The sequence below is a fragment of the Luxibacter massiliensis genome, from assembly GCF_900604355.1.
Lineage (GTDB): Bacteria > Bacillota > Clostridia > Lachnospirales > Lachnospiraceae > Luxibacter > Luxibacter massiliensis.
Map to the genome: position 1 here is coordinate 93,149 of NZ_UWOE01000001.1, position 18,429 is coordinate 111,577.

The 18,429-nt window shown below is 43.1% G+C and carries 22 protein-coding genes; 17 read left to right on the forward strand and 5 right to left on the reverse strand.

The window, feature by feature from the left end; genetic code table 11:
* The first annotated feature begins 16 nt into the window (after positions 1–16).
* A complete protein-coding gene (locus tag EFA47_RS00430; protein WP_122641518.1) occupies positions 17–409 on the forward strand; it encodes an SRPBCC family protein in 393 nt (130 codons plus the stop codon).
* A gap of 406 nt (positions 410–815) precedes the next feature.
* On the opposite strand, the gene EFA47_RS00435 is transcribed toward EFA47_RS00430, so the two are convergent.
* The 3 genes from EFA47_RS00435 to EFA47_RS00445 all read right to left on the reverse strand — a co-directional run bounded on the left by EFA47_RS00435 (position 816) and on the right by EFA47_RS00445 (position 2,547).
* Positions 816–1,133 (reverse strand): hypothetical protein, encoded by a 318-nt coding sequence (locus tag EFA47_RS00435; RefSeq protein ID WP_122641519.1) that lies wholly within the window; start codon positions 1,131–1,133, stop codon positions 816–818.
* Positions 1,134–1,416: 283 nt separating this feature from the next.
* A complete protein-coding gene (locus EFA47_RS00440) occupies positions 1,417–1,854 on the reverse strand; it encodes a hypothetical protein (protein ID WP_122641520.1) in 438 nt (145 codons plus the stop codon).
* Positions 1,855–2,145: 291 nt separating this feature from the next.
* Positions 2,146–2,547, reverse strand: a complete 402-nt coding sequence (locus tag EFA47_RS00445; RefSeq protein WP_330511693.1) for a MerR family transcriptional regulator — start codon at positions 2,545–2,547, stop codon at positions 2,146–2,148.
* Between the two features lie 163 nt (positions 2,548–2,710).
* Here EFA47_RS00445 and EFA47_RS00450 point away from each other — a divergent pair, with 163 nt between their 5' ends.
* The 11 genes from EFA47_RS00450 to EFA47_RS00500 all read left to right on the forward strand — a co-directional run bounded on the left by EFA47_RS00450 (position 2,711) and on the right by EFA47_RS00500 (position 10,706).
* Positions 2,711–3,328 (forward strand): flavodoxin family protein, encoded by a 618-nt coding sequence (locus tag EFA47_RS00450; RefSeq protein ID WP_122641522.1) that lies wholly within the window; start codon positions 2,711–2,713, stop codon positions 3,326–3,328.
* A gap of 18 nt (positions 3,329–3,346) precedes the next feature.
* Positions 3,347–4,222, forward strand: a complete 876-nt coding sequence (locus tag EFA47_RS00455; RefSeq protein ID WP_122641523.1) for an oxidoreductase — start codon at positions 3,347–3,349, stop codon at positions 4,220–4,222.
* Complete coding sequence (locus EFA47_RS00460) at positions 4,215–5,360, forward strand: iron-containing alcohol dehydrogenase (protein ID WP_122641524.1); 1,146 nt, start codon at positions 4,215–4,217, stop codon at positions 5,358–5,360. Before EFA47_RS00455 ends, EFA47_RS00460 begins: the two co-directional genes overlap by 8 nt.
* Positions 5,361–5,384: 24 nt before the next feature.
* Positions 5,385–5,999 (forward strand): flavodoxin, encoded by a 615-nt coding sequence (locus tag EFA47_RS00465; RefSeq protein WP_122641525.1) that lies wholly within the window; start codon positions 5,385–5,387, stop codon positions 5,997–5,999.
* Positions 6,000–6,020: 21 nt separating this feature from the next.
* Positions 6,021–6,674, forward strand: coding sequence for a flavodoxin (locus EFA47_RS00470; protein WP_122641526.1), 654 nt, complete (start codon positions 6,021–6,023; stop codon positions 6,672–6,674).
* 52 nt (positions 6,675–6,726) lie between these two features.
* Positions 6,727–6,927, forward strand: a complete 201-nt coding sequence (locus EFA47_RS19730; RefSeq protein WP_164689890.1) for a hypothetical protein — start codon at positions 6,727–6,729, stop codon at positions 6,925–6,927.
* Positions 6,920–7,462: a flavodoxin family protein gene (locus tag EFA47_RS00480; protein ID WP_122641527.1), complete on the forward strand. Its 543-nt coding sequence runs from the start codon at positions 6,920–6,922 to the stop codon at positions 7,460–7,462. Before EFA47_RS19730 ends, EFA47_RS00480 begins: the two co-directional genes overlap by 8 nt.
* 34 nt (positions 7,463–7,496) lie before the next feature.
* Complete coding sequence (locus EFA47_RS00485; protein WP_122641528.1) at positions 7,497–8,210, forward strand: flavodoxin; 714 nt, start codon at positions 7,497–7,499, stop codon at positions 8,208–8,210.
* 102 nt (positions 8,211–8,312) lie between these two features.
* Positions 8,313–9,008 (forward strand): DUF4405 domain-containing protein, encoded by a 696-nt coding sequence (locus EFA47_RS00490; protein ID WP_122641529.1) that lies wholly within the window; start codon positions 8,313–8,315, stop codon positions 9,006–9,008.
* A 106-nt stretch (positions 9,009–9,114) separates the two neighbouring features.
* Positions 9,115–9,636: a GyrI-like domain-containing protein gene (locus tag EFA47_RS00495; protein ID WP_122641530.1), complete on the forward strand. Its 522-nt coding sequence runs from the start codon at positions 9,115–9,117 to the stop codon at positions 9,634–9,636.
* A 239-nt stretch (positions 9,637–9,875) separates the two neighbouring features.
* Positions 9,876–10,706 carry an HAD family hydrolase gene (locus EFA47_RS00500; protein ID WP_122641531.1) on the forward strand — a complete coding sequence of 277 codons (831 nt, stop codon included), beginning with the start codon at positions 9,876–9,878 and terminating at the stop codon, positions 10,704–10,706.
* Positions 10,707–10,989: 283 nt separating this feature from the next.
* Here the strand turns inward: EFA47_RS00500 and EFA47_RS00505 are convergent, their stop codons facing one another.
* Together EFA47_RS00505 and EFA47_RS00510 are read right to left on the reverse strand one after the other, a co-directional pair.
* Positions 10,990–11,670, reverse strand: a complete 681-nt coding sequence (locus tag EFA47_RS00505; protein WP_235853177.1) for a hypothetical protein — start codon at positions 11,668–11,670, stop codon at positions 10,990–10,992.
* Between the two features lie 157 nt (positions 11,671–11,827).
* Positions 11,828–12,619: an aldolase/citrate lyase family protein gene (locus EFA47_RS00510; protein ID WP_122641532.1), complete on the reverse strand. Its 792-nt coding sequence runs from the start codon at positions 12,617–12,619 to the stop codon at positions 11,828–11,830.
* 399 nt (positions 12,620–13,018) lie between these two features.
* Here EFA47_RS00510 and EFA47_RS00515 point away from each other — a divergent pair, with 399 nt between their 5' ends.
* From EFA47_RS00515 to EFA47_RS00535, 5 genes are read left to right on the forward strand one after another with little or no spacing between them, the layout of a single operon-like run.
* Positions 13,019–13,786 (forward strand): HD domain-containing protein, encoded by a 768-nt coding sequence (locus EFA47_RS00515; RefSeq protein ID WP_164689891.1) that lies wholly within the window; start codon positions 13,019–13,021, stop codon positions 13,784–13,786.
* Positions 13,787–13,812: 26 nt separating this feature from the next.
* Entirely contained in the window at positions 13,813–14,796 is a 984-nt protein-coding gene (locus EFA47_RS00520) for an ABC transporter permease (RefSeq protein ID WP_122641534.1), read from the forward strand.
* The gene (locus tag EFA47_RS00525) at positions 14,793–16,295 is read left to right on the forward strand and encodes a sugar ABC transporter ATP-binding protein (protein WP_122641535.1); all 1,503 of its coding nucleotides are present in this window, start codon (positions 14,793–14,795) and stop codon (positions 16,293–16,295) included. Before EFA47_RS00520 ends, EFA47_RS00525 begins: the two co-directional genes overlap by 4 nt.
* A 14-nt stretch (positions 16,296–16,309) precedes the next feature.
* Complete coding sequence (locus EFA47_RS00530) at positions 16,310–17,302, forward strand: ABC transporter permease (RefSeq protein WP_122641536.1); 993 nt, start codon at positions 16,310–16,312, stop codon at positions 17,300–17,302.
* Positions 17,303–17,348: 46 nt separating this feature from the next.
* The gene (locus EFA47_RS00535; protein ID WP_122641537.1) at positions 17,349–18,380 is read left to right on the forward strand and encodes a sugar ABC transporter substrate-binding protein; all 1,032 of its coding nucleotides are present in this window, start codon (positions 17,349–17,351) and stop codon (positions 18,378–18,380) included.
* The last annotated feature ends 49 nt before the right edge of the window (positions 18,381–18,429 follow it).

Below are 18,429 nucleotides of genomic sequence, written 5' to 3' on the forward strand. Positions count from 1 at the left end.
TTGGAGGAACTATGGTATGGCAATTTCTAATATAAAGGCTGTTTTTCAACAGGATATTCAGAAAGTGTGGGACAAGGTTACTTCTTTTGAAGACTATACGTGGCGTAGTGATATAAGCAAAATAGAGATTCTAAACGAGCAGCAATTTGTTGAGTACACAAAAGAAGGATATGCTACGACTTTTACAATTACTGTAGTTGAACCTTATAGGTGTTGGGAGTTTGACATGGAAAACGACAATATGAAAGGTCATTGGACTGGTGTATTCATAAAGAAAGGCAAGCAGACAGAGATTGATTTTACAGAAAGTGTTGTTGCCAAGAAATTATTTATGAAGTTCTTTGTAAAACCTTTTTTGAAAAAGCAGCAGACACTATATGTATCTGATTTAAAAAAAGCATTGTTGTAGCAGACTCTGAGTTGCAGGGAAGAAGATATTTTAGAATTGCTTTGCTGCTACTGCTCGTGTATAATATGGGTGTGACAACAATGTGGCAACATAACAAAGGATAAACTTTGATACAAAAACAGATTTCTATTTTGGGAGGCAGTTTTTGTATTTGTGCGGAAAAAGCCCATAAAATAAGGCTTTTCAGCTTATAGCGTATTTTTTGAAGTTGTACGCCAGCGCCCGAAATCCTCCGTCAGTGATTGTACTTTCCCATGGCGGAGCGCTTACAAGGTTATATGAACACCCCTCATTCCGTAGCCGCTCGGAAAATCGGGAAACGCTAAAAAGTATTCCGCCTCTATCGTTTCTTAAAGAACATCTGAACATTTTAGCGCCAGCCGTTTTTTCTTGGCTTGCGCTATTTTTATACCCACTCAAAAGGTTCTCCACAATTGCCGCATACCACGTTGAACTCCCGTGTTGCCCGGATGATGGTGCTGCAGCAGGGGCAAATATATTTGATACTGCGGTTGATGGATTTCTTGCTGCCTCCCTTGGCGGTTCCCTCTACTGGCTGGCGGCTGGCGTTGATTCTATCCTCGCACAAGGTTTCCTTGATCCATGCTTCCCCCTCCGGGGCCAGCGTCGTTACTGTCCAGCCATATTTGTCGTGCTTCTCAATGTGCAGGCCGTGAGTCTCGGCGGTGGCTTTGAATTTCAGGTTATGGTAATTCATTTTCATAAGAATACTCTTTGAACAGGTCGGACATTTCCTCAGTTTTCTTTACAATTTCAAATATTTGCAGCATGGTTGCGTTCTCCTCAAAGATATGTTTTATTTTTGTGAGTGACAGCCTACACGCCACCGGTGAAAAAGCAAGCTCGGAAAGATTCAAAACATATCTTTATTTTGTGAAATCCGGGCAGCGAAAAGTCCCGCCGAAGCGGGGCCATCCTATTTTATTCTACGGTTACGAAACCTTGTTCTTTCAGGCTTTCGATCAGCGCCGGATTCTCCGGGCGGGTCAAAGTTCCTTCTCTTCAATATTATAGTTTCCTACTGCGAAGGCGTATATAGGCGTTCTCAGATATGCTGGATCTGCTCCGGTGAAGTTGCTAATAGCTGCCACCAGCTCCTTGCGGCGGATACCTGTAACATTGTATGCGGCTTCCAGGCCTTTTGGCTTGCTGTTCTCTGAAGTAGCTTCATCGGTTACTTCTATCTGAGAAATATCTGCAGGATGGCTATCTTCCGTTTCATCCTTTACCTCCGTTTCTGGCTCCATGGCCTCTGTGGCTTCGTCCTCTGCAGGTTGCTTCATGGAGGACTTGGCGGCGGCTCTTACCGCCCGGCTTACTCTGGTTCGGGCCTCTGGGAATACCTCCAGCAGTACACCTTCCTTATAGTGAATTTCAAAGGTGATGTTCTCGTCTATATGTACGTTGAAATGGAAGTTGATCATTTCTACCTTTTTCAGTTCATCCGCCAGCTCGATATTCTTATACCGTTTCTTCGCCGCTTATCATGAGGCAAACCGGAACCGAGTTTCTCAGTTTCGCTGTGGTTTTCCTGTTTTCATTGTGTTTTTCACCTTATGTTTTTTGCGTTTGGCTTGTGCCTTGTGAGTGACAGCTTACACATTTGTGGATGGAGAGCAAGACTTTTTCAAAGAAATTTTCTCTCATATCGACAAAATTAAAAAATACCAGCCGCGAGTGGGCCGGTATTTCTCTGTGTCACTATTCCATTTTCTTTATTCTGCCGCCCGAATCAGATTACTGACATAAGGCCGCGCTCCTGAAAGTACTTCATCATAAAAATTCTGCTTCCAGTCGATATACGCAACGCTGTCCTCTAACTCCTGAATGGAGGCTTTCAGCGCCTCCTGCTTTTCAGCCAGCATTTTCTTCCGTGTAAGAATGGTGGACTCCCCCTGTAAGCACAATTCCAAATATTCCTTCATTTCCTGAATACTTAAACCACATTTTTTCAGGCAAGTCAGATCCTTGATCCACTTCACATCTTTTTCATCAAAAATCCGGCGGTTATTTCCATCGCGTTTTACGTTAGGGACGAGACCCTCATTGCAGTAATATTTTAAAGTCTGATAAGTCATATCCAATTCCCTGCAGACCTGCATCATCGTGTACATCATAATTGCCTCCTGTTGCGTCCACAAAATTTTTTTGATTTTTTCAAAAAATCTATTGACCGATAGTAACTACCGTAAATTATAATCGGTTGTAACAAGCGGTTGAAACAATCGAATTATAGCACGAAAAAAGGAAAATGGCAAGAGTGAAAGGAGGAACATGCGAATGAAAGTATTGCTTGTCAATGGCAGTTCGCGGAGCAATGGCTGTACGGGTACAGCCTCGCAGGAAGTGGAACGCGCCCTGCAAGAGGAAGGAATTGACACAGAACAAATTTTTATTGGAAATTTAGCACTGCCGGATTGTATTGCCTGCCGTAAATGTAAGCAGACGGGTTGTTGTGTATTCTACGATGTTGTGAATGAATTTGTAGAAAAGGCAAAAGAAGCCGATGGGTTTGTCTCTGGTTCCCCAGTCTATTTTGCTCACCCAAGTGGCAGATTGCTGACTTTCATGGATAGGGCATTTTATTCCTGCAGCACAGCTTTTCAATATAAACCAGCAGCGGCTGTTCTCTCGGCAAGGCGGGCAGGTACGACAGCCTCATTTGATGTCATCAATAAGTACTTTACAATCTGTTCCATGCCGGTGGTTTCTTCGACCTACTGGAATCATGTATACGGAGCGCAGCCTGAGCAGGTGGCCGAGGACAAAGAAGGTCTGATGACAATGTATAATCTCGGAAAGAACATGGCATGGGTGCTGAAATGTCTGGAGCTTGGAAAGCAGAGCGGATTGAATCATCCGGAAAATAAGAAAGTATTAACCAATTTTGTGAGATAAGCAAGGGAGGGAAATTTGATGAATATTTCTGAAAAGCAGAAGGTGTGGCTGGTAACGGGAACTTCCTCCGGTCTTGGCAGGAGTTTTGTGAAAGCCATTGTAGAAAATGGAGATTGCGTAGTGGCGACGGCCAGGAACAAAGAGGCGATTTTAGATTTGGAGGCACTCAATCCGGGACAGGTTATGGCATTGGCACTGGATGTGACCGAGCGGGCACAGATCAAACAGGCGGTGCAGACTGTACTGAAAACGGTTGGTCGTGTTGATGTGTTGGTGAATAATGCAGGATATGGCTACCGGGCTGCGATTGAAGAAGGCATAGATGAGGAAGTAGAGCTTTTATTCCGTACAAATTTCTATGGCCCGGTGGCACTGATAAAAGCGGTACTGCCCTATATGCGTCAACAAAAAGGCGGAGCGATTATCAATATCTCATCGGTTGCTGCGGTCAATACATTTGCCGGTTCCGGGTACTATGGCGCATCGAAGTGTGCGCTGGAAGGCATTTCAAGTGCTTTAAAAAAGGAAGTGGAACCGCTGGGCATTAAAGTCATGGTGGTAGAACCGGGTGCATTCCGCACGAATTTCAGCGGGCGCTCTCTCAAACAGACGTCTGTCTCCATCCGTGATTATGCAGGTACCGCTGGCCTTAGACGGATTGAGAATGACCGTAGCTACGGAACTCAATGTGGAGATCCTGACAAAGGCGCTAAATTGATTGTGGAAGCAATCCGTGCAGAAAACCCGCCGCTCAAATTTATTTTGGGCGCAGACGCATGGGAAGTTTATCGGCAGCGGGAGCAGAAGCAGAACGAAGAAATGAAGCCCTGGCTGGAAAAAAGCAGCCAGACTAGATTTGAAGAATATCATAGGGAGGTAAAGAGTGATGAATGATTTTGTGTTTTCTTATCCTACAAAAGTCTATTTTGGCGAGGGGAGTGCAAAAGAGGCGCTTTCATCGGAACTTGCCCATACCGGCAATACGGTCATGCTGGCCTACGGCGGAGGCTCGGTAAAGAAAAATGGGATTTACGATGAAATTGTGACCATCCTGCGGGAACAGGGGAAAGGGATTGTGGATTTCTCCGGCATCATGTCCAATCCGACTTATGCAAAGGTGCAGGAAGGTGCAGCCCTTGCAAAAAAAGAACAGGTGGATTACATTTTGGCTGTCGGCGGAGGTTCTGTCATTGACTGCTGTAAAATCATTGCGGCGCAGGCAAAAACCGAAGAAGATATTTGGAGCATGGAATTTGTCCAGCACAAGCTGCCCCACCATGCAATCCCCCTGGGCGCTGTTGTCACGGCCTCCGGTACTGGCGCGGAGATGAACGGCGGCGCAGTCATTACCAATGAAGCATTGCACATTAAAACAGGAGTATTAGGATTTGCCCCTCGATTTGCGGTACTTGATCCTTCTTATACCCTGTCGGTTCCATTTAGGCAGGTAATTTCCGGTGCTTTTGATACGTTGAGCCACGCGATGGAGACCTATTTCGGACAGTCCGATCAGAATAATGTGTCCGATGATGTGGCTCTCGCGGTTATGCGGAATACGGTTACAAATATGCGCCGTCTGCTTATGGACGAAAATGATTTACAGGCCCGCGGTAATCTGATGTGGGACTCTGCTATGGCGGAAAATGGAATTTTGAAATGCGGAAGGCTTACTGATTTTCAGGCACACCAGATCGAACATCAGCTTGGAGCTTACACAGATTGCAATCACGGACAGGGCCTGGCCGTAATTCAGCCAGTATATTATCGGCATATCCTGAAAGATGCCCCGGAAAAATTTGCAAAGTTTGCAAAAATTGTATTCAACGAAGACACTGCGGAGGCGGGTTTAGAGGCAATGGAAAAGTTTATAAAAGACTGTGGACTGCCGACAAAGATGGAAGAATTAAAATCCCGCACACAAATTACAGCGAAGCTGCTTCGGCAAGTGGCTGATTCCACGAATGTTATTCAGTGCAATCCGAGGGAACTCAGCAAAGATGAAATTTACGAAATTTTAGTGGAATGTGTGTAAAGGAGGAGGCGGATGTGACACAGGATGTACGGAATTTTGGTATTTGTAGTTCTTTTAATCGGGGTGCTGATTTTTTTAGGATATAATGTTTATCGCCGCCCGGCCATGTTCCGAAATCTGTCAGATCAGTCATTGAGCGAGGAGCAAGTAGAGGAATTGAGAAATGAAATCCATTCAAAACAGGATAAAAAAGTGCTTGTCACCTATTTTTCTTATTCAGGAACAACAAGAACGATTGCAGAGGCATTAAGCGAACGAGCGGGAGCCGATTTATTTGAGATTGCACCACAAGCAGAATATTCTAATGTTTATCTACAGTCGAACTCGGAAATCAGAAAAAATGAGCGACCGGAACTAAATGATATGGTTTCGGATATAGATTCCTACGACATTGTTTTTGTAGGGTTCCCAGTATGGTGGCACGCAACCCCCGCCCCCATCAATACATTTTTAGAAAGCTATGCTCTGGACGGAAAACTAATTATCCCTTTTTGTACCAGTGGAGGCAGTGATATTGAAGAGGCGATGCCGACGTTCCTAAATTCTTGTGAGGGACTGGCAATCTATGGGGAGCGACGAATCAGCAGTGCGAATCAGATTGATACATGGCTGTCAGAATTAAATTTAAACTTTGAATAAATAGAAAGCGAGGAATTTGTAATGTTCAAAAAGACACTTGGCCTTTTGATGGCCACTATGATGACCTTTTCCCTTGCGGCCTGCGGTCAGGCTGCGCCAAGCGGCAGCGAACCCGCACCTTCCAATGAATCCGCCACCAGTGAATCGCCGGAATCACAGGCAACAGAATCCTCCCAAGTGGAAACATCTTCGGATGACGGAAAAACGCTGGTCGTTTACTTTTCATGGTCTGGAAATACGGAGGAAATGGCAAATCATATCGCGGAGCAGACAGGCGGCGATCTGTTGGAAATAGAGCCGCAAACACCATATCCAGATGACTATAATGAAACTGGAGATGTTGCAGAAAAAGAGCGCGATGAAAATGCCCGCCCGGAGATTGCAAACCTGCCGGATTCTATAGAGGAATATGGCACGATTTTAGTAGGCTATCCCATCTGGTGGCATACGGCTCCCATGATTATCGGAACATTTTTGGAGAATTATGATTTGACGGGAAAAGAAATCTATCCCTTTACACAGTCGGCTTCGATGGATACAGAACAATTTGAGAACTCTATGGATTTTGTTCGGGAAAATGCCGCAAACGCAACTGTTCATGACGGCCTGTTTGTGAGCAGGTCCGATACAGACAGTATGGATGTTTACCTGACTGAAAATGGACTTGTTAAATAGGAGGATATGATGAAACGACCATACATTATCTGTCACATTTTAAGTGCGCTGGATGGCAAAATCGCGGGACGTTCCTTTGGAACGCCCCAGGCACGGGCCGTCAGCAATGTCGCTGTTTACTGAGCAGGCTGATTTGGAGGCGGTTATCCCAATGGGGAAAGCGGTACAAGGAGCAGAAAATATGTGTAATACTTCCGACGTTGTAACATTCGAACTGGTATCGGAGGAAAAGGAGGATAACTTAAATGAGTAAACAAGTGCTGATCATTTCATCTAGTCCCCGTAAGGGCGGTAATTCAGATACCTTATGCGATCAGTTTATGAAAGGCGCGACGGAGGCAGGAAACCGGGTAGAAAAAATCCGGCTTGCCGATTTGAAGATTGAGTATTGTTCAGCCTGTTATGCCTGTAAGAAAACAGGACACTGCGTAAAGCGGGATGATATGGAGCAGGTGATTGAAAAAATGCGGGCCGCTGATGTGGTCGTGCTGGCTACGCCCGTATATTTCTATACAATGTGCGCACAGATGAAAACCATGATTGACCGCACTTTGGGCGGAGTGCAAACATCGGGACTTGAAAATAAGGAATTTTATCTAATCGCTACTGCCGCTGATGGGAAGGCCGCAATGGAACGGACGGTGGACGGTCTGCGTGGTTATCTGGAATGTATGCCCGGAGCAAAAGAAATGGGGGTGGTCTATGGCGCGGGGGCCTGGCAGATCGGCGATGTACAAAAAAATGCAGCATTTGATGAAGCCTATCAGATGGGACAAAATGTCTGCTGACATATAAAAATCAAACGAAAAGGAGTATATTACAATGAAACGATTTGCAGCTACTATTCTTTCTGTCACAATGATTTTTTCTCTGGCTGCTTGCAGCAGCAATCAGGAACCGGAAAGCACCGCACCTCCCATATCTGTACAAACAGAGCCTTCTTCGGAAGTGGAGTCCGAAGCAGAAAGCGGATCTTCGGAGGAGAATAATGCTTCTGGCAACATTTTAATTGCCTATTTCTCTGTTCCTGAAACGGACGGTGTAGATACCGTGGCGGGAGCAAGCCGGGTGGTGGTAGACGGCGAGGTGTTGGGAAATAATCAGTATATTGCCCAGCTTATTCAGCAACAGAGCGGCGGAGATTTATTCCGTATCGAAACGGAGCAGGAATATCCGGGCAGCCACGACCCGCTTTTGGATTTTGCCTATAATGAGAAGGCAGACAATGCAAGACCGGCCCTTTCTTCACAGATTGAGAATCTGGATAAATATGATGTGATTTTTTTAGGCTACCCGAACTGGAATAGCGATCTTCCTATGCCGCTGTATTCTTTTTTAGAGGAATATGACTTCAGTGGGAAAACCATTATTCCCTTTACAACACATGGAGGGAGCGGTTTTTCCAGAACGATCCGTATGATTGCGGAAATGCAGCCGGGCGCAACGGTCATTGAGGACGGTTTGTCCATATCCAGAAACAGCGTACCTGATGCGCAAAGGGATGTAGAGGAATGGGTTGCCGGACTGAGCCTGTAATAAAAAAGAACGCCGGAAGGTTCTGCAGTAGCAAGGATACCGCGTAATACATCAAAGCCTGCCTTTTATCCGGGCAGGCTTTTTCAGAAAAGGAGAACAACGATGAAACCTAAGATGATCGTTAAGATATGCATTGACTTGATTATGACCTTACTCCTCCTGCTGCTGATGGCCAAGCAGCTTACAGGAGACCTGGCCCATGAGTGGCTGGGGGCGGGGATGTTTGTACTTTGGATTTTGCACCACATCCTCAATACACAGTGGCATAGCCATATATGGAAAGGGAGATACACGCCTTTCCGTCTTTTACAGCTTGTCGTTAATGTATTATTGCTGTTCGCTATGATCGGAACTATGGTAAGCGGCATTATTCTTTCCAGAGAAGTTTTTTCCTTTCTACCCATTTCTGGCGGATTGGCGCTGGCACGGCCTTTGCATATCCTGTCCGCCTTTTGGGGATTTGTTCTGATGGCGCTGCATTTAGGATTACATTGGAACATGATCTTGGGAATGATACGGAAATCAACTGGGGTGAAGACGACAAGGCTGGTCCAAATTGCATTGCGGATGGTCGGCGCGGGTATTGCTGTATATGGATTATATGCGTTCTTTAAAAATCAATTTCTTTCCTATATGTTCCTGACATCTTCCTTTGTGTTTTTCGACTTTGAACGGCCAGCCTTCTTGTTTTTTACAGAATACGTAGCGATTATGGGTCTATTTGTGTTTTTTGCTTACTATGCAACAAAGGCAATTCAAAGGCGGAATGAAAAGAAAAAGGCGGATGAGGAAAAATGAAAAAGGTCTTTTCCTATTATAATTTCAGCAGCGTCGGCCATTGCCCATATTAGCGGCTGCATTGCCCGACATAGGCTCAATATTCAGATGATTGGGAGAAAGCCGAATGGGACAAATCGGTGAATATAAGCAGTCTATTGGTTTGCTCTATGGGATTGCCTTTACGATTAAGATGAGCAAGAAAGGAAGCCGCCAAATTGCGGGTTACTTTGATTACGTTGTACCGCCGCTGGAAGGTTTCTGGTGGCAGAGTGACAGAACAGGAATAGACTACAGCCGGAAAGAGGATTTTAATTTCATCTCAATGACTAGATTGCCAGATTTTGTGAGGGAGGAAGACGTGGATCGGGCAATCGATGAGGCCGAAAAGAAAAAGCAGCAGGATTTCTCGAAAGTAAAATTTTTTACCTATAACGAGGGAGTATGCGTGCAGTGTATGCATATTGGATCTTATGATGATGAAATAGCTACGGTTGAAGCAATGCATGATTTTATGCTCCATGAAGGATATGAGCTGGACATTACAGACAAGAGGTTTCACCATGAAATTTACTTAAGTGATGCCAGGCGGGTGGCACCTGAAAGGCTTAAGACGGTAATTAGACATCCTGTAAAAAAGATAAATTAATAAGTTCTATTTAATTTTTAGAGGGGTACATTTAAGGTGGGAAGCGGGATCTGAAAGGTATTCCGCTTCTTTGTTACAGACAATGTGCGGCTGAGAACCAGGCTGTAAAGAAGAGGCTTTGATGCTAATATACAGATGATAACAAAATAAGAAATATAGAGTGCAGGATTGTATATCGACATGGATTTCGGATCTGGATTAATATGAAGATATCAAAAGGGATTTAGGAGGAAGGGTACATGGGCACACTATATATTTCAGATTTGGATGGGACGCTGTTTAACAAAGAGAAAAAGATTTCAGAGAAGTCTATAAAACTTTTAAATCAATGTATGGAGTCGGGAATGAAATTTTCTATTGCCACTGCAAGGATGCCATATGGTTGTGATTATAGATTAAAAGAGCTTCAATTATCTATACCAGGGATTCTGACAAATGGCGTATTTTTATATGATTTTAAGAGAAAGGAATACATTTCTGTGGAGCCAATTAAAACAGAAAGTGCAGAAAAAGTAATCCAGCTGATGGACGATGAAGGCTTATCCTGTTTCGTGTATGTATATTGTAAGGATGGCATTCATATTTATTATGGTAATCCTGAACTTGAGCAACAGGCACAATATTATAGCGACAGGGCGCGGGAAAAATGTTCGGAAGTTTCCTTTCAGGAAGATTTACAAGCGGTACGTCAGGCAGGAGATGTTTTTTATATTGCTTACTCTGGCAGAAAGGAAGTGTTAGAACCGGTCTGCCCCAAATTAGAAGGAATTGAAGGAGTCGATTATTCCTTTTATCTGAACATTTACAATGGCCTGTACTGTTTGGAAGCCTACAGTAATAAAGCAAGTAAGCAGTCTGCATTGTTAAAATTGAAAGAGTATGTTGGCTGTGATAAAGTAGTTGTATTTGGCGATAACTGGAATGATGTGCCGATGATTGAGGTTGCAGATAGAAGTTATGCACCAGAAAATGCCCTGGAGGAAATTAAAGAAATGGTAACTGGGGTGATACCTTCCTGCAATGATGACGGAGTTGCCCGATTCTTGAGGGGAGAAAAATATGGTAAATAAAAGTAATATACGGACAAGGGCAAAGCTTGTGAAATGGCTTTGCCCTTTAGCAATTAATGACAAGCATTCTATCCGCTGGTTCTGTTTACGCGAAACTTGAAACTGTTTCAGAAAAGATTTTTATTCCCGCGAGCAACAAGCCAAGCGGACATGTTTGCATGTCCATTTGGCGACTGCTGCGAGGGTCTAATACCCCGATGCCTGCATCGCTGTTAGTTTGACGCCCCGTATGCTTGCATCGGGGGCTTTGACTTATAGGCCTTCGATATTGGCCTCTATATTATCACAGTGTCTTTAAGAATTCGATAACATAAACCAGGTTATCCCGGAAGGAGCCGTCCTCTGCAAAGTTTTTTGTAAAGAGGGCGCTTCCCATTGTAAATGCCCAGGGATCCATATCCTTTACCAATTTCATTCTATCTTCAGAACCAATACTTCCGGCAAGAATAACAGGATTTTTGGAATTTTTTATGTATTCGGCGGAAAGAATGTTTGGATCTCCGTCTACATAACGATATCCGAGCAAATCTGTCCCGAAAACTCCCTTTTGTGCAAACTGTTCTTCCTGCATAAGCATTTCCTCCAGAGTTCCTTGAAGAATACTGGGACTTTGGGACACCTCTCCTGCAAATGGACAATATTTTAAGTTGTTTTCCATGATATATTCTGCAACACTGTCATAGTATAAAGTGCCAAGCAGATAGTCGAACCCACATTCCACTGCGAGTTTGGCGCCCCGCATACATTCCTCTTCCGTATAAGAAACCACTTCAAGGAATGAAGTCTTACCGGCCTCTCTCATCTTTGTGCACAGATGCTCCATTTTATCCGGCTCCATGCCCACATCTTTAAAACCCCAAAATTGAATGGGAAGATCCTTGTTTTCTTCAAAAATCTCAATCGCATTTGGAACTGTCATATCATTATGGGTCAGCATAATGATAATTTTATCTAACATACTCATCTTATATTTCCACCTTTCTTGTATTCATTTTATCCCCGCGAGTAACGAGCCAAGCGGACAAGTTCCCATGTCTGTTTGGCAGTTTCCGGGAGGTTAATATTCCGATGCTTGCATTGCTGTTGGTTTGCTGCCCCGTATGCTTATATCGGGACTTTGACTAAATTGAATCAGCTATTTTCTTGACATCTTTACAGGGGCCGTTCCATGCAGCCATAAGTATGTCCATCTGGTCAAGTATACAAAAATGTTTTACGCCTAAGGATTTATAGTATTCTGCTTCCTCTGGGGAAGCGATCTCTACACGTGGCTGCACACCATGGGCCAGCGCTGTCTTGATCATTTTTTCGTGTGCCTCATTAATATCCTCCTTGTGTTCCGCACAGTTCCAGCCTCTGCTCATACAATAATCAGATGGTCCGAATTGAACCATATCTACGCCAGGAATAGAACAGATTGCTTCGATATTATCAATAGCCTCTTTTTTTTCTATCATGAATGCTTTTACCAGACTTCTGTTCATAGCGGCGTAATCCATTTGCTTTAATTCTGGATGGTATTTAATCCACCGTGCATTTGGGTAACCGAATTTGCCATCGTCTTCGGGAGTTTTTGGAGATACCATTTTAATAGTTTCTGCTATCTGATCTGGCGTCTCGTGGTCAGTGAATAATATAGCCTGAAAACCAACGGCTGCAGCTTTTTGTGCAACATAGGCCCTGTTTTGGAAATCAACCTTAATCATGGAACCAGTGTCATACAGCTCGCAAGTTCTGACAAAGTTTTCAAGGTCGTTCAGTGAAAAAGGGGCGTACTCAGCAAGAAATTCGAAATAATCAAAGCTTCCTGTGGATGCGGCGGCCTCCACTATTGTGGGCCAGGTGCTCCAGATTCTAGTATTAACAGTTGTCCCCTTGTGGTCTAAGATTTCTCTTATCTTGTTTAGTTTCATCTTGTTATCTCCTTTACATTTGTTTTATTCAGAAATATTTCTTGTTTTTATATTATTTATTTTTTAATACTCCGTCGATTATCAATCTTGCAATTACTATTTCTTATCTTGCTCTTTCCAGCCATAGCGGCGGGTATAGTACAGGAGGAATCAGATGATTTATGGGAATATGCCAAATATTTCCCTGGAAAGTAGGATTGTTCTATAAAAATATAAATGTAAAAATAAAAGAAGGTTAAGGAGAAGGAGGGGATATGGATGTTTTGACTATATGAACATAGCAAAATATGAAATGTGTTGTGCAAGATATATAATCGGAATTTGAAAGAGGATGATATATTATAAAAACACAAAAAATTAGACCAGAAAAAAATGAAAAAGAAAAAGGAGGAACGAAAAATGGCGAAATATGTGGTGCAGCCTTATACCAAGGCAAGTTATGATTTAAAGTATTTTGAGGAGTTTTCAGCGGACAGAATGAAGGCAGTCGCACTTATGGCAGAGGTGGGACTTCCGTTATACAAAATACACCATTCAATTGTGATAGGAGATGTGGCTCTCTTAATTGCAGATGGTGTGGAAAAGCAATTAGGCATTAAAGTAGACAGATACGTATGCGAGATGGGGGCATTACTGCATGATGTAGGAATCAGCCAGATTCAGAAAGATGATATGCCAGAACATGCATTTATTGGGGCACAGATAGCGAGAGACGCAGGTTATAGTGAAAAAGTGGCAAGATGCATTGAATTACATGATTTTGCGGGATTGACAAAAGAGTATGTAGAAGGGGCAAATCTTCCCTGTGTGATAGATAAGGAAGATAAGCTGCCAGAAACATGGGAAGAAAAAATTGTGGCATATGCGGATATGATTGTCTCACTGGAAGGCGAATGGTTTTTGGATGTATGGAGTGATGATACTTGTGCCTGCAGAGCGTATTATGATCTGCTCTCTATTGTATTTAAAACAAGGACAGGCAGAGTTCTAACAAAGGATCATCCGCAGTTTAAACATGAGATAGAGTTTAATAAAGAAATGCGCAAATTTATTCCGAGGGAAGTTTATGAGACAATCAGGCCGAGAATAAATAGAATGAGAGATACGATCAGGATGAGTGGAGAGATACTGCCATTTCCGTCTCTGGATACTTGGGATGAAGAATAAATATAGGCTGGATAGGAGGCGGGGCGATGAGCCTGAAAGAAATGATTCATAAAAAAGAATATAAAGCAGATAAAATATCTGCTGCGATAACAGCACTGCCGTTTGTGATTCTGGCTATAAGTGTCATATATATTACTTCCCAAAATCCATATTTCCTGACATTGAGTAATATATCAAGTATTTTACTCCAGACCTCTTCTCTTGCAGTTATGTCTATTGGCATGACATTCGTTTTAATCGGCGGAGGGATCGATCTGTCTATTCCTCCAGTAATGGCGACTGCAGCAATACTTGGAGTAATGTATATGGGACATGGGGGGAATTCCCTGGCGGCTTTCCTGCTTATGGTCGGAATAGGCATATTGTGTGGACTAATTAACGGATTTGCTATTGCATATTTAAACATGATTCCTTTTGTAGTAACTTTCTCTATGCAAATGATAACTTTTGGTTTTTGTATGTGGATAACCAATTCATCCGGGGTTACGGGAATGCATACATCCTTTCAGCAGACAGTCCTTTTTGATATTGGGGGGTTTCCTCTTCCGATATTCTTTATGGTCCTGCTAATGATTGCCGCCGGACTGTTTTTAAAGAAGTCTTATATGGGACGGTGGCTGTATTTAGCAGGCGCCAATATTAAAATGGCAGAAGTATCGGGAATACCTGCTAAAAGAACAATCTTTGTTACATATTTGATTTCCGGGGCCATGGCAGGAATTGCAGGAGTGATATTGAGCGCCCGAATGAATTCAGCTTCAGCAACATTTGGGGAAGATACAATTGTGATGGACATTGTAGGCGCTGCGGTTGTAGGCGGGGCCAGTACGAACGGTGGCGTGGGAACAGCCTATGGAGCCGTATTCGGAGCTATTTTTATTACAATAATAAGTAATTTTACCAATATGCTTCATCTTTCATATAATACAAATTTAGTAATTAAAGGAGTCCTGATTATTGTATTCGTAGCACTTGATATGGTGAAACAAGGCAGGAGGGAAACAAAATGAGTGAAGCAATTTTGCAGATGCGCCAGATTACAAAAAGTTTCTCTGCAAACAGAGTGCTTAGAGGAATTGATTTGGAGGCGTATAGGGGGGAAGTACTGGCTTTGATTGGGGCGAATGGGGCCGGAAAAAGTACAATGATGAATATCCTATATGGAATCTACCAGGAGGACAGCGGGGAGATACTAATTGATGGGAATGCTGTTAAATTTAAACATCCAACAGAAGCTATTGAGCATGGTATCGCATTTGTTCAGCAGGAAATGGCGCTTATGCCCACGATGTCCATTGTGGACAATTTATATTTAAATAATTTTCAGACCAAAGGCGGCTTGATTGATTATAAAAACAGTAAAAAGAAATGTGTGGAGGTACTTAAAAAGCTTGGGTGCAATTATTCGCCCGATACACTGGTGGGAAGCCTAGGGGCAGGGGACCGCCAATTAGTACAGATTTCAAGGGCATTGTTAAGCAGTCCCCAGATTATTATCTTTGATGAAGCTACATCCTCTCTTACCCTGCCGGAAAAGGAACGGCTGTTTAAAGTCATTGAACAACTCCGCAAAGAAAATGTGGCAATTATTTATATCACACATATGATGGATGAAATTTTCTCCATTTGTCAGCGTGTCATGGTATTGCGCGGCGGTATTACGGCTGGAAAAGATCTGGTATCCAATGTTACCCATGGGGATTTAGTTCAAATGATGATTGGAGATAAAGTTAAAGAACTTACAAAGCATGGAAATAAGGCAGAAATTATATCTGAGGATGCTCCAATTGTAATGAAAGCAGAGAATTTAACCCGCAAAGGTGTTGTTGAGAATATCAATTTTGAGATACGGGAGGGTGAGGTTGTTGGGTTATGGGGGTTAATGGGAGCCGGGAGGACAGAAGTAGTAAGATGTATTACAGGCTTAGACCCAATGGATGAAGGAACCGTTCTCATAGCTGGCAAAGATGGGCAGCTGAAAAAGGTCTCCCCTAAAAAAATGATTGGAAATGTGGCAATTGTCACGGAAGACAGACGTGTAGATGGACTGGCTCTGGAAATGTCTGTAAAAGATAATATGACATCAGCAAACTTAAAAAATCTTACGGGCAGGATTCCAGGTTTTATTGATAAGCACAAGGAACTGGAAATCTGTGAAAAATATGTAAAGAGACTGGAAACAAAAGTGGCCAGCTTGAATCAACCCATCAGCACGCTGAGCGGAGGGAATCAACAGAAGGTTATTTTAGGAAGATGGCTCCAAAAAGATTTAAAGGTATTTATTTTGGACGAACCAACTAGAGGCCTGGATATTGGGGCAAAAGCGGATGTCATGAAAGTGATTAGGGAACTTTCTGAGAGGGGGGCGGCTGTGCTGGTTATTATGTCGGACATTGATGAATTAATGAGCGTAAGCCAGAGATATTTGGTCATGCATAATGGCAGGCTTGTACAGGAACTTTCAGGAAAAGCTACACAGACAGAGCTAATGGCGGCGGCGCTTAGGTGAAAGGAGGGAAAAATATGAAAAAGGCTGAAATCAGATTTGATTTAAAGGAATTTTTGATGAAATATAGTTTTGTAATTATTATTGTTCTCGTATTTATATATTTTTCTCTTGTAACAGATCATTTTTGCACTGCAGGAAATATTATTTCCATGCTTCATACCGCGGCTCCTAATTTTGTTTTTGCAGCAGGGGCGGCAATGATTATATTGACAGGAAAAGTAGATCTATCAATTGGTTCAGTTATGTACCTTGCAACGGCTGTTTTTACGGTACTCATTGAAAATATGAAGATAAATATAATGATTGCACTATTCGCAGCGTTAGCGGCCGGGATGGCAGTTGGACTGATAAACGGCTTGTTGGCAGTGGTTTTGAAAGTAACACCAATGATAGCAACAATGGGGACGATGATTGCAGTAAGAGGTATTGCGAGAACCATATCTGGAGGAATGCCCCTTTCATTGCCAGAGAAAATCCGGGGACTGGGAACGTATAAAATAGGGCCTGTTTTTCTTGACATTGTAATTGCTGTGGCCATCTTGTCTGCGATATATATCCTTCATAGCCGTACGAGGTTTGGAAGATTGATTACTGCCATTGGAAATGATGAGAAGATAGCAGTAAAATTGGGGATTCATGTGCCAAAGCTTGTTATATTGGATTTTATATTATCTGCACTGCTTGCAACAATCAGCGGACTTATGCTCTCGTTCCAGGTAGGCGGCGTAACTCTGGCCTTTGGACAAGGGAAAGAATTTACAGCGATTGCAATTTGTGTAATAGGCGGGTTCAGCATGTTTGGCGGTACAGGGCATGTGCTGAAAGGACTGCCCATAGGTGTGATGACACTGACGATTATCGAGGCCGGACTGAACTTTATGGGGGTCTCGCCTTATGCTTACCAGTTAGTACAAGGAGGAATTATTTTCATAGCAATGTACGCACAGTCTTATCAGTCATTTGTACAGGTAAAAAAGAAAAAGAGTGGAGAGGCTGTAGAAGCGTGAAGATGAATACTATACAAGCTTATTTCAAGTGAAAAGGAGAAGAACTATGAAAAAAAGATTAAAAAGTGTTGTATGTATTATGATGTGTATGATGGTACTGCTGGCCATGACAGCATGCGGAAATAAAAACAAGGATACGGATAGGGAAGGGAAACAGGTGATCCGCGTAGGCGTATCATGGCATGAAAAGCAAAATGTAAATGTGACCGTGTGGAGTGAATACATGCAAAAATTTGGAGAGGAAAAATCTTCAGAGTATGGTGTGGAGTTTGACTGGATCGAGGTTGTAGGCGACGGGACTCCAGTACAGGAAACATCCAACATTCAAGATTTAATTAACCAGCAGGTGGATGTAATGGTTATTTGGTGTAATAATGCAGAGACCATCGGTGAATCTATTAAAAAGGCACAGGATGTAGGGATTAAGGTTGTCACACTGGATCACCAGGACTCTGGAAAGCTGGCAGATGCGCATGTAGGGCAGGAGACGTATGAGCAGGCCGTAACGGCCAGTGAGGCCTTAGCAGATATCTTGGAAGAGGATGGCGTAGAAAGCGCCAAAGCAATCGAGCTTTTTGGGAGCACAGGGGATCCTAACTCTGTAAACCGTTCTGACGGTTGGGCCAAGGTTGAGGAAGATAGGGGCATGTGGGAGACTGTTACGACAGTTCCGACTGAGTGGAAGACAGAAAATTTTAAGAGTGGCCTGAGTAACGCCCTGGCAGCAAATCCCGATGCGGAAGTACTCTTTTTAGCAAGTGACTTTGCATTCCCGGCAGTGCAGTCAGCCTTAGAGGAAGCAGGGCGTTGGGTAAGGCGTGGTGAAGAAGGACATATGTATATATGTACGCAGGATATCAATCCAGAAGCATACCCGGCATTTGTAGATGGATATATTGACGCAGGAATTGCTTTTGATAATATCGCACATGCAGAAAAGATTGTGGAAGTAGTAGCTGACCTTTATCTTGGGAATCCGGTGGAGAAAGAAAACTGGGTTACTACACCTGTTGTTACGGCGGATAATATTGAAACGGAGCCTTCTGTGTGGGCAAGAGATTATTTGGAGACAAAATAAATCGGATGCAGACAGTCCCCTTAAAATTCCTTGATACTTAGGGGACTGT